Below are 13,528 nucleotides of genomic sequence, written 5' to 3'. Positions count from 1 at the left end.
CGTTTACCTTCTTTTGGCGTTAGCCCAACCGCCTCAATCGCGCCGGCACCGCACCACGCAGCGCGTTGCAAATCATCAGCGATTCCGCGTGATCCAGATCCTCGCGCGTCAGCGTGCGTTCCTCTGCGTCCAGTTCTTCGATCAACACGCCACGCATCACACCCGGCAACAATCCTGCGTCGAGCGGCGGCGTGCTCCAGCGGCCATTGCGTTTTACGAAGACGTTCGATCGCCCGCCTTCCGTCAGCTCTGCACGCTCGTTAAAAAACAGCATGTCGAACGCCCCCAGCGTTTCGGCCTCGCGCCACGCACGGTCATACTCTTCACGCGACGTCGTCTTGTGCCTGAGCAACGGATCATCCGCCGATCGCGCGGCGAAGCCATATTCCGATGCCAGCAAAACATCGACCGTTGACGCCGCCAACGGCGCGAGCGGCGCACTCGTTACGATAATCTCGCCGCTTTTACTTAAAGCAATCCGCAACCGATAACCCGCCTTCGCTTCGAAGCCCGCGCAGGTTTCATCGATACGCTTGTGCAACAGCGTCCGGTCGAGCGAAAAACCGCACCACTGCGCACTAGCCTCAAGCCGCGCAAGATGGCGATCCCAATGCCGAATCCCTTCTTCCTTCGTCGCAAAAGTTGTCTCGAAGAGCTGGAAACCAGGATCGGAGCCGGTCAGGAATTGAGCCTTCAATTGGCACTCCTCGAATTCATCGGCGGCAACGCTATCCAGCACAATGCCCCCACCGACACCCATCTTGCCTCTGCGATGCTGTATTTCCAGTGTCCGGATCGGCACGGACAAACAGAAGTCGCGGCTCTTTTCGAGCCAGCCGATCGCGCCCGTATAAATGCCGCGCGGCGTGCTTTCCAGCGCATCGATCAATTGCATCGTCTTGTGCTTCGGCGCACCCGTGATCGAGCCACAGGGCAACAGCGCGCGGAGGATATCGGCGAACGTGGTGCCGGCAAGCAACCGCGCTTCCACCGTCGATGTCATCTGCCAAACCGACTTGTACGGCTCAACCGAAAACAAGTGCGGCACCTGCACGCTTCCCGTGACCGCAACACGCGACATATCGTTACGCAGCAGGTCGACGATCATCACGTTTTCGGCGCGATTCTTCGGATCGAGCCGCAGCCATTCCGGGTCCGCGCTGCGGGGCGCCGTACCCTTCATGGGTCGCGCTTTCAGCACGTCGCCCTCGCGCTGGATGAACAACTCGGGCGAGCACGAGAGCACATCGCCTCCATCGGGCAGCGCAATCAGCGCGCCGTATTGCACGGGCTGCCTCTCCCGCAGCCGTCGATACAAACCGACCGCCGAACCGAAGACATCGAAGGCGAGACGGAACGTGTAGTTGATCTGATACGAATCGCCGGCCTGCAACGCGTCCTGAACGGTCGCGATGGCTTGCTCGAATGCATCGCGCGACACACTCGCTTCAATATTCGCTACACCCGCCACTGAGGGCCGATCAGCCAGGCCGTTATCACGCGCGACAAGCCATTGATTCGCCTCTTCACGCGATAACAACGTGCACTCGCGGAACAGCAAAAAGCGCAGCGCGGCATTGCCGGGCTGCGCTAACTGGAGGTTGCGGCCAAATTCATAGTCTGCGAGCACGACGGCGTGCAATCCGTTGCGCAGGTCTGCTTCAACACTCGCGCACACTTCGTCGAGTTGCGCGGGGTCACGACACGAGCATTCGTGCGAAAAGCTGGCGTAAAGGCGACTCGACCGCCTTTCGGCGGTCGAGTCGCAATCGTCGAGCAGCGCGAAAACCTCGCTGCGTTGCTGCATCAGCATTTCCTTGAACGAAGAAATCTCAATCGAAGAAACTCTTCACCCGATCGAACCAGCTCTTGCTTTGCGGACTATGACGCGCGCCGCCTTCTGTCAGTGAACGCTCGAACTGTTTGAGCAGATCGCGTTGCTGGTCGGTGAGCTTGACCGGCGTTTCGACTTGCACATGGACATACAGGTCCCCGGCGATGCTCGAGCGCAACCCCTTGATACCCTTGCTGCGCAGCCGGAACGTCTTGCCGGACTGCGTGCCTTCCGGCACGGTGAAACTCGCGCGGCCGGCCAGCGTAGGTACTTCGATCTCACCGCCAAGCGCCGCCGTGGTGAATGGAATCGGCATCTGGCAATGCAGGTCGTCGCCGTCGCGTTCGAACACCGAATGCTGCTTGATGTGAATCTCGACGTACAAATCGCCGCTCGGACCGCCGTTGATACCTGGCTCGCCGTTACCCGACGAACGAATCCGCATGCCGTCGTCGATACCCGCCGGAATCTTCACTTCCAGCGTCTTCGTTTCCTTCACCTTGCCCGCGCCATGGCAGTGTCCACACGGATCAGGAATGTGGCTGCCGGTTCCATGACACTTCGGGCAAGTCTGCTGGATGCTGAAAAAGCCCTGCGACATGCGCACGGTGCCTTGTCCCTGGCACGTCGGACAGGTTTCCGGCTTGGTGCCGGGCTTCGCGCCCGAGCCCTTGCAGATCTCGCAATTCACCCAGCTCGGCACGCGAATTTGCGTGTCGTAGCCGTGCGCCGCCTGCTCCAGCGAGATTTCCATGCTGTAGCGCAAATCCGCGCCGCGATAAACCTGCGGACCCGCGCGCCCGCGGCTGGCTCCCGCGCCACCGCCGGCCGCCTGGCCGAAGATGTCGCCGAAAATATCGCCGAACGCGTCGGCGAATCCGCCAAAACCTTGCTGACCCGCACCCGCCATGTTCGGATCAACGCCCGCGTGGCCGTATTGGTCGTAGGCCGCGCGCTTCTGCGGATCCGAGAGCATTTCGTAGGCCTCTTTGGCCTCCTTGAAACGCGCTTCCGAATCCTTGTTATCCGGATTGCGGTCGGGGTGATGCTTCATCGCAAGCTTGCGATAAGCCTTCTTGATTTCGTCGTCGCTCGCATTCTTCGCGACGCCCATAACCTCGTAGTAATCCCGTTTCGCCATATCGGTTCAGCGCCACCGCGCCTGATCGAAGATCAGGTCCGGCAGCTCCCTCTTGGATGCCTGGAGTCTCGCGACTCATGTGGTTCGTCGACGCCTCGCCTACACGCATGATTCGCGCGGCCAATAAGTGACCAGCACGCAAATCAACCCGCACAAAGCACAGCGCCCTCTAAAAAAACAACGTGCCCGGAAAGCCATTCGGCTCGCCAGGCGCGTTCTTCGTCCATGCGCTCAACACCTTCTCGCAAGACATTTTTCGTCGCGGTCCCGCGCAACACCGAAGCTGCACGGGACCGGTTCAACCTTCACCGACGAACTGCTGAAGCGGTTCAATCGACTTAGTCCTTCTTCACTTCCTTGAAGTCAGCGTCGACGACATCATCGTGCTGCTCCGGCGCCGCTTGCGCACCGGGGCCGCCTGCTGCGCCCGCCGAATTCGCCCCACCCGCTGCCGCGCCCGCCGCACCTTGCGCTGCAGCCATGTCGGCGTACATCTTTTCGCCAAGTTTCTGCGACGCCGTTGACAGCGTTTCAATCTTCGCGTCAATGCTTGCCTTGTCGCTGGCCGTGCTCTTCAGCGCTTCTTCAAGATCCTTCAACGCCGCTTCGATCTGCTCTTTCTCGCCCGCTTCGACCTTGTCGCCGTATTCAGCCACGGCCTTCTTCGTGCTGTGCACCAGCGCGTCGCCCTGGTTACGCGAGTCGGCCAGTTCACGCAGACGATGATCTTCGTCGGCGTTCGCTTCAGCGTCCTTCACCATCTTGTCGATTTCAGCGTCCGACAGGCCCGAGTTCGCCTTGATGACGATGCGGTTTTCCTTGCCCGTCGCCTTGTCCTTCGCGCCGACGTGCAAAATGCCGTTCGCGTCGATGTCGAAGCTCACTTCGATCTGCGGCGTGCCGCGCGATGCCGGCGGAATGCCTTCGAGGTTGAACTCGCCCAGCAGCTTGTTGCCTGCCGCCATCTCGCGCTCACCCTGGAACACCTTGATCGTCACGGCGCTCTGGTTGTCGTCAGCGGTCGAATAGACTTGTGCGTGCTTGGTCGGGATGGTCGTGTTCTTGTTGATCATCTTCGTCATCACGCCGCCGAGGGTTTCAATACCCAGCGACAACGGCGTCACGTCCAGCAGCAACACGTCCTTGCGGTCACCCGACAGAACCTGGCCTTGAATCGCGGCGCCAACCGCCACGGCTTCGTCCGGGTTCACGTCACGACGCGGATCCTTGCCGAAGAATTCCTTAACCTTTTCCTGCACCTTCGGCATACGCGTCATACCGCCGACCAGAATGATGTCGTCGATTTCGCCGACCTTCACGCCTGCATCTTTAATAGCGATACGGCACGGTTCCATCGTGCGTTCGATCAGGTCTTCAACCAGCGACTCCAGCTTCGCACGCGTAATTTTCAGGTTCAAGTGCTTCGGACCCGACGCGTCGGCCGTGATGTACGGCAGGTTGATTTCGGTCTGAGCGGTCGACGACAACTCGATCTTCGCCTTTTCAGCGGCTTCTTTCAGGCGCTGCAGCGCGAGCACGTCCTTCGACAGATCAACGCCCTGGTCCTTCTTGAACTCGGAGATGATGTAGTCAATGATGCGCTGGTCAAAATCTTCGCCACCGAGGAACGTGTCGCCGTTCGTGGAGAGCACTTCGAACTGCTTCTCGCCGTCAACGTCCGCGATTTCGATGATCGACACGTCGAACGTACCGCCGCCCAAGTCGTACACGGCAATCTTGCGATCGCCCTTTTCGTTCTTGTCCAGGCCGAAAGCCAGCGCGGCCGCGGTCGGCTCGTTGATGATCCGCTTCACTTCCAGACCGGCGATACGGCCCGCGTCTTTCGTCGCCTGACGCTGGCTGTCGTTGAAATAGGCCGGAACCGTAATGACGGCTTCCGTCACTTCTTCGCCGAGATAGTCTTCAGCGGTCTTCTTCATCTTGCGCAGCACTTCAGCCGAGATTTGCGGCGGTGCCAGTTTTTGATCGCGGGCTTCGACCCAGGCGTCGCCGTTATCGGCGCGCACGATCTTGTAGGGCATCAGCGCGATGTCCTTTTGCACTTCTTTTTCGTCGAAACGGCGACCAATCAACCGCTTGACTGCGTACAGCGTGTTCTTCGGGTTCGTGACCGACTGACGCTTCGCCGGCGCGCCGACGAGAATTTCGTTGTCGTCCACATAAGCAATGATCGACGGCGTGGTGCGCGTGCCTTCCGCGTTCTCGATCACTTTGACCGTGTTGCCTTCCATGATCGCGACGCACGAGTTCGTCGTGCCCAGATCGATACCAATGATTCTGCCCATTTTTATCACTCTCCTGACTTTGATTGCAGCAGGTCCGTTTTTGCGTTTTCGACGTGATTGACGCTCGAATCCGCTAGCCGGATGCCCAAAATTTAACCCTGTACGCCAAATAAGAGCGTTCGCATCGTTTTCAAGACCAAAAACCGACGTTTTTCCGCTTTTTTTCAGCCGATCTGAAACTTTTCCTGGAGCTCACCGCTCAAGCTTTCGCTTCGAGCGCCCGAATCTTCTCGCGAGCTGCGGCGACAGCGGCTTCGAACTGCCCAAGCCCATGCCAGCCGGTTGCTCGTCCGAGGCGCTTGCCCCGGTAGAAGAAAAACCACGTTGGGACGCCATGCAGCATGAAACGGCGGCCAAGATCCCGATGCTCATAGACGTTGCTGTGAAACCATGTCAGCCCGAGCGCCCGGATCTCGTCCGGTTTTGCCAGCATTGCCTTTTTCGCGATTTCGCAGTTGAAACACTCGAAACCCCAGAAAAAGACGACGGCCAACTGGTCCGCTGCCGACTCGAGGCCGGCATCGAACGTCTCGGCGCTCAATTCCCGCATGTCGAAAGCGGCAAACGCGGTGGCGTCGACAGGAATATTGGCCGTCACAGCAGCGTCTTTGGCTGAAACGCTTATTTCGGCGCGGCGACCGTGACAAGCGCCGGACGCAAAACGCGGTCCGCGATCACATAGCCCTTTTGCAGCACCGAGACCACCGTGTTTGCGTCCTGCTCGGCCGGCACCATCGAAATAGCCTGATGACGATGCGGATCGAACTTCTCGCCTACCGGATTGACCTCGACCACACGGCCCTTTTCAAGCGCGGCGGTCAGTTGGCGCAGCGTCAGCTCGACACCTTCACGGACTTTTGCCAGGTCGGTGGATGAATGCGTCAGCGCGGCTTCCAGGCTGTCGAGCACCGGCAGCAGATTCTCCGCGAAATTCTCGATCGCGAATTTATGCGCCTTCTGCACATCTTCCGACGCCCGGCGCCGAACATTCTCGGTCTCGGCTTTCGCGCGCAGGAACTCTTCTTGCAGCGACGTTGCCCGGGCTTGCGCTTCAGCGAGCAGTGCCTCGGTTTCGTTCACGTCGACGGTTTCCGGGGTGGAAATTCCGTCCGGGCCGCCGGGTTGCTGGATAGTTTGGGCCGCCGCGGTGTTGTCGGCGGGCGTGGGGTTCTGGCTCGCGGAATTATCTTGCGTGTTTTCCATGTCGCTTGAGATTTTGCTATGGGTGAAAACGGATGAAATCGAACGCAACGTTGCGGTTTCGACCCATCAAAAAGCTGCCGATGATAACCGCCAACTCAACGTTGCAAAAACACAACGGGCCCGAACAGCGGACAGTGCGAGTAAAGCGAGGTACTTCCTGTGTTCGTCCCAAGACCCCCATTTGAGGCTCAGATGAGCGTTTTCAAGGGGTTGCGGGTGCTTTCCGGGGCTATTTCTAGGCCGCGGAAATGACCGGTTACAACCATTTTGAGCCTGTCATCAGATTCAGATTGAGCCGGTTGATTTGCTCGCCTACACTTCGAACATGTCTTCGGAAGCCCTAGTTAACCCTAATCTTACGAATGTCCGAATCCAAGTTTATTTGCCGCTTTTTTTGTCGCTAAGGCTTGTTTCAAGTCAGCTCTAGCGCCGGTTTTTCAGAGCTGTTGATTGTTACAGGGGGTGCCCATGAAACTGACCTTTGCTATTGCGATCGTCGCTTTGGTACTTGTTGGCGGCACCACGACTATTTGCATGTCCGGTGCGGTCAACGACCACACCACGGAGTACGGCGGCGTCTCGGCCACCATGGAACATTTTTTCAGTCCGAGCCTGAAAGTTTGTCGATAATGCGGCGGTCGCGCTTGGTCGGGCGACCCTGTAATGCGGCTGCCGGCTCTCGGTACGTCTTCTTTCGCTCATTCTCTGCCACGCGTTTTTCCCGTCCAGCTTCCGTTTCAGCATAGAGCGTCTGCGCAATCGGCGCGGGGCCGCGCACTTCACAAATTCCCAGCACGTTCACTTGCCAAAGCACGTGTTCAATCTCGATCTCCACGAGATCGCCAACACGCACGTCCTTGGACGGCTTCACATTCGCACCGCCAATTCGCACGCGGCCCTTTTCGACTGCGTCGCTGGCCAGTGAGCGCGTTTTGAAAAAGCGCGCCGCCCACAGCCATTTGTCGATACGAAGGCGGGCGCTGGAATCGGTTGAGATCTGGTAGTTCATTTGCTCGGTCTATGCGGCGGCGCTAAGCGTTTGCGGCGCTTGCACGGGCCAGCCCTGCAGGTGTTGCGCGACAATTTCGCCCAGCGCCTTGATCCAGGCCGGCGATGCATTCAGGCAGGGAATCCGGTGAAACTCCTTGCCGCCAGCGTGCAGGAATTCATCGCGCACTTCAATGCCGATTTCCTCGATTGTTTCCAGGCAATCCGACGTAAACCCAGGGCAGAAGACGTCTACCCGCTTCACGCCTGCGGCTCCGAGTTCGGCGAGCGACGGCGCTGTATAGGGCTGCAGCCATTCTGCCCGGCCAAAACGCGACTGGAATGTCACCCGGCATTCCACCGGTGACAACCCAAGCGCCGCCATCAGCAACGAGCCGGTCTGTTGACACTGATCATGGTATGGATCGCCAAGATCCATGGTGCGCTTTGGCACGCCGTGGAAACTCAGCACCAGCCGGTCCCCGGCCGCGAAGTCCGGCTGGCCGTGATGCCGCCAATAGTCCCGCACCTGCTCGGCCAGCGCACCAATATAGGCCGGATGGTCCGCATATTGGCGGATGGTGCGCAGCTCCGGCTGATTGCGCACGCGCCGCAAGGCATTAAACGCGTCGTCGAACGCGGTGGCCGTGGTCGACGACGAATATTGCGGATACATGGGTACGAGCAGTACGCGCTCAGCGCCTTCCAGCTTGAGTTGATTCATCATGGCCGGAATGCCGGGCGTGCCGTAGCGCATGGCGTAGTCCACGATCACGTGATAGTCGTTCACCATGAATAACCGCCGCAACGCCTCAACCTGCTTTTCCGTATACACACGCAACGGCGAGCCTTCGGGCAGCCAGACCTGGGCATATTTTTTCGCCGACGCCCGGCCCCGGAACGGCAGGATGGCCAACCGCAGGATGACTTGCCACGCGAGCGCAGGAATTTCCACCACGCGCGGGTCCGACAAGAACTGCGCGAGGTATTTGCGCACCGCCTTGGGCGTGGGCGCATCCGGCGTGCCGAGGTTGATCAGCAGCACCGCAACGCGATGCGAAGCGGAAGGCTGCGAAGGCAACTCGAGGTCGTAGCGCATAAAGGAAAGAGGCTGTGAAGCCCGTGGAAGTAAGTGAAACCCATTATAGCGGCGGGTTTCGGAACGCAACATCGACCGAACGGCCGAGTGGTGAACGAGGCTGGGGCAAGGCAAGATGGGTTGTCTGCCGGAGGGCTTCGCAGCATTTTGCGGACCGGACCGGCAGACGGCTTATTGCAGACTTATCGCACTATTGCTGGCTACTGAGCGAGAGGGACAACAGGCGCGCGGTGATATCGACGATTGGAATCACGCGGTTGTATGCCATCCGCGTGGGTCCGATCACCCCCAGCGTACCTACGATCTTCCCGTTCACCTCATAGGGCGCTGTCACAACGCTCATTTCCTCGATCGGTACGAGATTCGACTCTCCGCCGATAAAAATCTGCACGCCTTGCGCGTGGCTCGATACGTCGAGTAATTGAAGGAGACTCGTCTTTTGGTCGAACACGTCGAAGAGCTTGCGCAGCCGCGCCATGTCGGAGGAAAGATCCGCCACTTCCAGCAGGTTGCGCTCGCCAGAAATCAGCAGGGTGTCGCCTTGATCCGTTTCGTCGACGCTCGCGGCCACCGCTGCCTGCATGAGCGAGGTCATGTCGCCGCGCAACGCGTCGATTTCCTCGCGCAGTCGGCGGCGTACTTCGTCGAAGGACAGCCCGGCGAAATTCGCGTTGATATAGTTCGACGCCTCGGTGAGCTGCGACGGCGAGTAGTCGCGTTGAGTGGCCATGATGCGGTTCTGCACGTCGCCTTCAGGCGTCACTATGATCAGCAGGATGCGCTTGTCGGACAGGCGCATGAACTCGATCTGCTTGAACATGTGGCTGCGGCGCGGCGTGAGAATGACGCCAGCGAACGTGGACAGGTTCGAGAGCACGCTCGCCGCGGCAGCCACGATCTTCGCCGGCTCGCCGCCCTGCAGCTTGATCTTGACGGCGGAGGTCATGGCTTCGTCGTCGGTGGTTTCGACGGTGAGCATGGTGTCCACGAAGAGCCGGTAACCGCGCGGCGTGGGAATCCGCCCCGCCGACGTATGCGGACTCACCACCAAGCCAAGGTCTTCCAGGTCCGACATGACGTTGCGGATGGTGGCAGGGCTGAGCTCGAGGCCGGAGTAGCGCGACAGCGTGCGGGAACCGACCGGCTGACCTTCGGCTATATAGCGCTCGATCAGCGTCTTGAGGAGGGTCTGGGCACGGGGGTCTAGCATGGGGAAATTTTAGCTCAACGTGTAAGGAAACAGCGAGCACAGCAAAAAAGGGCGACGACGGTTGAGGCTGGTTTGTCATTCACCCGTCATCAATTCATGATCCACACCATTCTAGCGACAATTCCCCGTCGCGCCCGGGGCTTGGCGTATACACACAACTCCTAAGCGCCGCGGGCAGGCGCACGGTTCTTTTCGACACTCACCTATGGTGTAATGCCGGCATGGAAATTGGGACCCAATTCAAGACTGTCGCGCTCGTGGGGCGCAACAATACGCCCGGCATCAGGGAGCCGCTGACGGCGCTCGCCGCTTGCATCGTGAAACGCGGCTTCGACGTCGTGTTCGAAACCGAAACGGCGGATGACGTCGGCGTGACCGACTACCCGGCCTTGAGCGCACAGGAAATTGGCGCGCGCGCGGACGTGGCGGTCGTGCTCGGCGGCGACGGCACCATGCTAGGCATTGGGCGGCAGCTCGCGCCATATCGCACGCCGCTGATCGGCGTCAACCACGGGCGGCTCGGTTTCATCACGGACATCACGCTGGCCGAAATGCACGAGCTCGTGCCGCAGATGCTCGCCGGCAGTTTCGAGCGCGAAGAGCGGACCTTGCTGGAAGCGCGCATTGTCCGGGACGGCCAGCCGATCTATCACGCGCTGGCGTTCAATGACGTCGTGGTGAATCGGAGCGGTTTCTCAGGCATGGCGGAACTGCGCGTGTCGGTGGATGGACGCTTCATGTACAACCAGCGCTCGGACGGGCTGATTGTCGCCACACCCACGGGGTCGACCGCGTACGCGCTGTCCTCGTCCGGACCGATCCTGCATCCGCAATTGCAGGGGTTCGTACTGGTGCCCATTGCGCCGCATTCACTGTCCAACCGTCCGATCGTGCTACCCGACGACTCTCAGGTGGATATCCAGATTATTGGCGGGCGCGACGTGAACGTGAATTTCGACATGCAGTCGTTTACCGCTGTCGAATTGAACGACACCATTGAAGTGCGGCGTTCGCGCCATACCGTGCCGGTGTTGCACCCGATTGGCTATAGCCACTACGCCACGCTGCGCAAGAAGCTGCACTGGAACGAATATCCCTCGCACGAAGACGCCACGAAACTCTAAGACGCCCATGCTCCGTCATCTCTCGATTCGCGACTTCGTCATTGTCGCCGCGCTAGACCTCGAGTTCGAGCGCGGCTTCACCGTATTTTCAGGCGAAACCGGCGCCGGCAAGTCGATTCTCATCGACGCCCTCGCGCTCACGCTCGGCGCGCGGGCCGACGCCAGCATTGTGCGCACCGGAGAAGCGCGGGCGGACATCACCGCCGAGTTTTCGACCCACGCGCAAGTCTCGCGCTGGCTGGACGAGCACGCGCTGGCAGTTGGCGATGCCGACACCGTCATGCTGCGCCGTGTGGTCGATTCGAGCGGGCGTTCGCGGGCGTTTATCAACGGTACGCCGGCGACGCTCGTGCAGTTGCGTGAACTGAGCGAAATGCTCGTCGACATCCACGGCCAGCACGCGCATCAATTGCTGATGCGTCCCGACGCTCAGCGCGAACTCTTCGATACCCACGCGGGCCTTCTCGATTCAGCGCAAAAAGTGGCGCGGACGCATAGGGTCTGGCGCGACGCCACGCAGGCAGTCGAACTGGCGCAAAACCGCGATCGCGAGTTGCAACTGGAGCGCGAGCGTCTTGCATGGCAGTTGAGCGAACTCGACAAACTCGCGCCGCAGCCAGGCGAGTGGGAAGAAGTGAGCGCCGAGCATCATCGGCTATCGCATTCGGCGAGTTTGATCGACGGTGTGCAAGGTGCGCTGAACGCGCTGTCCGAGTCGGACGAAGCCATGATCACGCAACTCTCTTCCATCGTCTCGAAGCTGCGCGGTCTGGTCGATATCGACCCTGCCCTTGCCGACGTGCTGGCTTCGCTCGAACCTGCCGAGATTCAATTGCAGGAAGCGTCGTATTCGCTCTCGCATTATGCGCAGCGGCTCGAACTCGATCCGAACCGCCTCGCGCAGGTTGAGCATCGGATGGAGCAACTGCATTCGGCTGCGCGCAAGTTCCGCATGCAACCCGAAGCGTTGCCCGAGGAGCATGCCGAGCGGCGCAGGCAGCTGGCAGCGCTCGATGCCGCCGCCGATCTCGACGCGCTGCGCGCGGCGGTTGCCAAGGCGAAAGAGGTTTATCTGGCGGAAGCGACGGTGTTGTCGAAGGCACGCGGGAAAGCTGCGAAGTCGCTTGGCAAGGCGGTGACAAAGGGTATGCAGGAATTATCGATGGTAGGCGGCAGCTTCGAAGTCGCGCTCGTGCCGCTGGCGGAAGGCGGCGCGAATGGGCTCGAGCAGATCGAGTTCCGGGTGGCCGGACATGCAGGCGTGACCTTGCGGCCCCTGGCGAAGGTTGCGTCCGGCGGCGAACTCGCGCGGATCAGTCTGGCGTTGGCGGTGATTGCAAGCACGGCGAGCCCGACGCCCACTTTGATTTTCGATGAAGTGGATACGGGAATTGGCGGCGGTGTCGCGGAAGTGGTCGGGCGCTTGCTGCATCAATTGGGCCGCGATCGGCAAGTGTTATGCGTCACGCATTTGCCGCAGGTTGCGGCACGTGGCGATCACCACTTCCAGGTGGCGAAAGCAGGTGATTCTGCGGGCGGAACGGTCAGCACGGTTACGCCGCTGGATAAGTCGAAGCGGGTGGAGGAAGTCGCGCGCATGCTGGGTGGGCTCGAAATCACGGCCACGACCCGCAAGCACGCGAAGGAAATGCTCGCTGCGTGAGCGGTGGATTAATGCGGAGCGCGGCTGTTTTGCGGCAGTCGTCCGTTGTCACGCACGCGCACGCGACGCTGGGAACACTCCTTCATGTGATTCAAGTGTCGTCTTGCTGATCTTGGCCCGCTACTGATTGCCCCCCACTACGCTCGCCATATCCCTTTCGGCGTGGCCTCATGATAGACTAAGCCTACTTAGCTAAGCCATACCAAAGAGACCGCTATGCCCACCATCACAGTCAACATGCACGAGGCTAAAACCAACCTTTCGCGGCTGGTCGAGAAGGCGGTGCAGGGCGAATCCGTTGTAATCGCCAAAGCCGGCAAGCCGATGGTGCGGATCATTGCCGTCGACACCCCGGCGCCGGCCAAGAAAAAGCGAATCGGGTTTCTTGCCGGTCAGGTCACCGTGCCTGATGCGCAGGTGTTCAACGAGTTGGGCAAGGACGAAATCGCCGCGATGTTTGGCGGCGACGAATGAAGCTGTTGCTCGACACGCATTTACTGTTGTGGACGTCCGTTGCAAGCGCGGACGTTCGCTCGAGCGGCTCGCTTTCCAAGGAAGCGCGTGCGCTAATCGAAGATGAGGAAAACGAACTTCTGTTCAGTGCGGCCAGCGTTTGGGAAGTGGCAATCAAGAACGGACTCGGCAGACCCGACTTCAAAGTCGACGCACATTTGTTCCGCCGGGCGCTGCTGGACAATGGTTATATCGAACTGGCCATCAGCAGCGCGCATACGGCAGGTGTTGGCAACCTGCCGGATCATCACAAAGACCCTTTCGATCGGCTGCTGATCTCGCAAGCGACAGTCGAAGGCATCACCTTGCTGACAAATGACGAAACGGTCGCTGAATACAAAGCGAGCCCGATTCGTTTGGTGAAGTAGCGAGTGCCCGTGTGAATCAAAAATCCCGGCCGAGGCCGGGATAATGTTCTAAAGTCAAGCCCTGTCAAAGGGTCCAACAA

13 protein-coding genes are annotated in these 13,528 nt (G+C 59.9%); 5 read left to right on the top strand and 8 right to left on the bottom strand.

What is annotated here, in order from left to right; translation table 11 throughout:
- Positions 1–19: 19 nt before the first annotated feature.
- From pabB to grpE, 5 genes are all read right to left on the bottom strand, one after another.
- Positions 20–1,813, bottom strand: a complete 1,794-nt coding sequence (gene pabB / locus ACSOSP_RS15790) for an aminodeoxychorismate synthase component I (protein WP_455308117.1) — start codon at positions 1,811–1,813, stop codon at positions 20–22.
- Between the two features lie 19 nt (positions 1,814–1,832).
- Positions 1,833–2,975: a molecular chaperone DnaJ gene (gene dnaJ, locus ACSOSP_RS15785; protein WP_031357458.1), complete on the bottom strand. Its 1,143-nt coding sequence runs from the start codon at positions 2,973–2,975 to the stop codon at positions 1,833–1,835.
- 338 nt (positions 2,976–3,313) lie between these two features.
- A complete protein-coding gene (gene dnaK, locus ACSOSP_RS15780; RefSeq protein ID WP_455308115.1) occupies positions 3,314–5,281 on the bottom strand; it encodes a molecular chaperone DnaK in 1,968 nt (655 codons plus the stop codon).
- 199 nt (positions 5,282–5,480) lie between these two features.
- Positions 5,481–5,831: a thioredoxin family protein gene (locus ACSOSP_RS15775; protein ID WP_455310987.1), complete on the bottom strand. Its 351-nt coding sequence runs from the start codon at positions 5,829–5,831 to the stop codon at positions 5,481–5,483.
- A gap of 71 nt (positions 5,832–5,902) precedes the next feature.
- The gene (gene grpE, locus ACSOSP_RS15770; protein WP_455308113.1) at positions 5,903–6,484 is read right to left on the bottom strand and encodes a nucleotide exchange factor GrpE; all 582 of its coding nucleotides are present in this window, start codon (positions 6,482–6,484) and stop codon (positions 5,903–5,905) included.
- A gap of 468 nt (positions 6,485–6,952) precedes the next feature.
- On the opposite strand from grpE, the gene ACSOSP_RS15765 reads away from it, so the two are divergent.
- Positions 6,953–7,114 carry a hypothetical protein gene (locus tag ACSOSP_RS15765; protein WP_174254665.1) on the top strand — a complete coding sequence of 54 codons (162 nt, stop codon included), beginning with the start codon at positions 6,953–6,955 and terminating at the stop codon, positions 7,112–7,114.
- On the opposite strand, the gene ACSOSP_RS15760 is transcribed toward ACSOSP_RS15765, so the two are convergent.
- The 3 genes from ACSOSP_RS15760 to hrcA form a co-directional block, all read right to left on the bottom strand.
- Positions 7,086–7,493, bottom strand: coding sequence for an RNA-binding S4 domain-containing protein (locus tag ACSOSP_RS15760; protein WP_455308111.1), 408 nt, complete (start codon positions 7,491–7,493; stop codon positions 7,086–7,088). The two genes, ACSOSP_RS15765 and ACSOSP_RS15760, sit on opposite strands and share 29 nt — an antisense overlap.
- Before the next feature lie 9 nt (positions 7,494–7,502).
- Complete coding sequence (gene hemH / locus ACSOSP_RS15755; RefSeq protein ID WP_455308109.1) at positions 7,503–8,570, bottom strand: ferrochelatase; 1,068 nt, start codon at positions 8,568–8,570, stop codon at positions 7,503–7,505.
- Positions 8,571–8,760: 190 nt separating this feature from the next.
- A complete protein-coding gene (gene hrcA / locus ACSOSP_RS15750; RefSeq protein WP_299713102.1) occupies positions 8,761–9,780 on the bottom strand; it encodes a heat-inducible transcriptional repressor HrcA in 1,020 nt (339 codons plus the stop codon).
- Positions 9,781–10,001: 221 nt separating this feature from the next.
- On the opposite strand from hrcA, the gene ACSOSP_RS15745 reads away from it, so the two are divergent.
- The 4 genes from ACSOSP_RS15745 (at position 10,002) to ACSOSP_RS15730 (ending at position 13,448) form a co-directional block, all read left to right on the top strand.
- Positions 10,002–10,904, top strand: a complete 903-nt coding sequence (locus tag ACSOSP_RS15745; protein WP_455308106.1) for an NAD kinase — start codon at positions 10,002–10,004, stop codon at positions 10,902–10,904.
- Positions 10,905–10,911: 7 nt separating this feature from the next.
- A complete protein-coding gene (recN, locus tag ACSOSP_RS15740; protein ID WP_455308104.1) occupies positions 10,912–12,567 on the top strand; it encodes a DNA repair protein RecN in 1,656 nt (551 codons plus the stop codon).
- 216 nt (positions 12,568–12,783) lie between these two features.
- Positions 12,784–13,041, top strand: coding sequence for a type II toxin-antitoxin system Phd/YefM family antitoxin (locus ACSOSP_RS15735; RefSeq protein ID WP_455308102.1), 258 nt, complete (start codon positions 12,784–12,786; stop codon positions 13,039–13,041).
- On the top strand, positions 13,038–13,448 hold the full coding sequence (locus ACSOSP_RS15730; protein ID WP_455308100.1) for a type II toxin-antitoxin system VapC family toxin: 411 nt from the start codon (positions 13,038–13,040) through the stop codon (positions 13,446–13,448). Before ACSOSP_RS15735 ends, ACSOSP_RS15730 begins: the two co-directional genes overlap by 4 nt.
- The last annotated feature ends 80 nt before the right edge of the window (positions 13,449–13,528 follow it).

The sequence above is a fragment of the Caballeronia sp. KNU42 genome, assembly GCF_053760385.1.
This window is presented reverse-complemented; position numbering and strand designations above follow the sequence as displayed.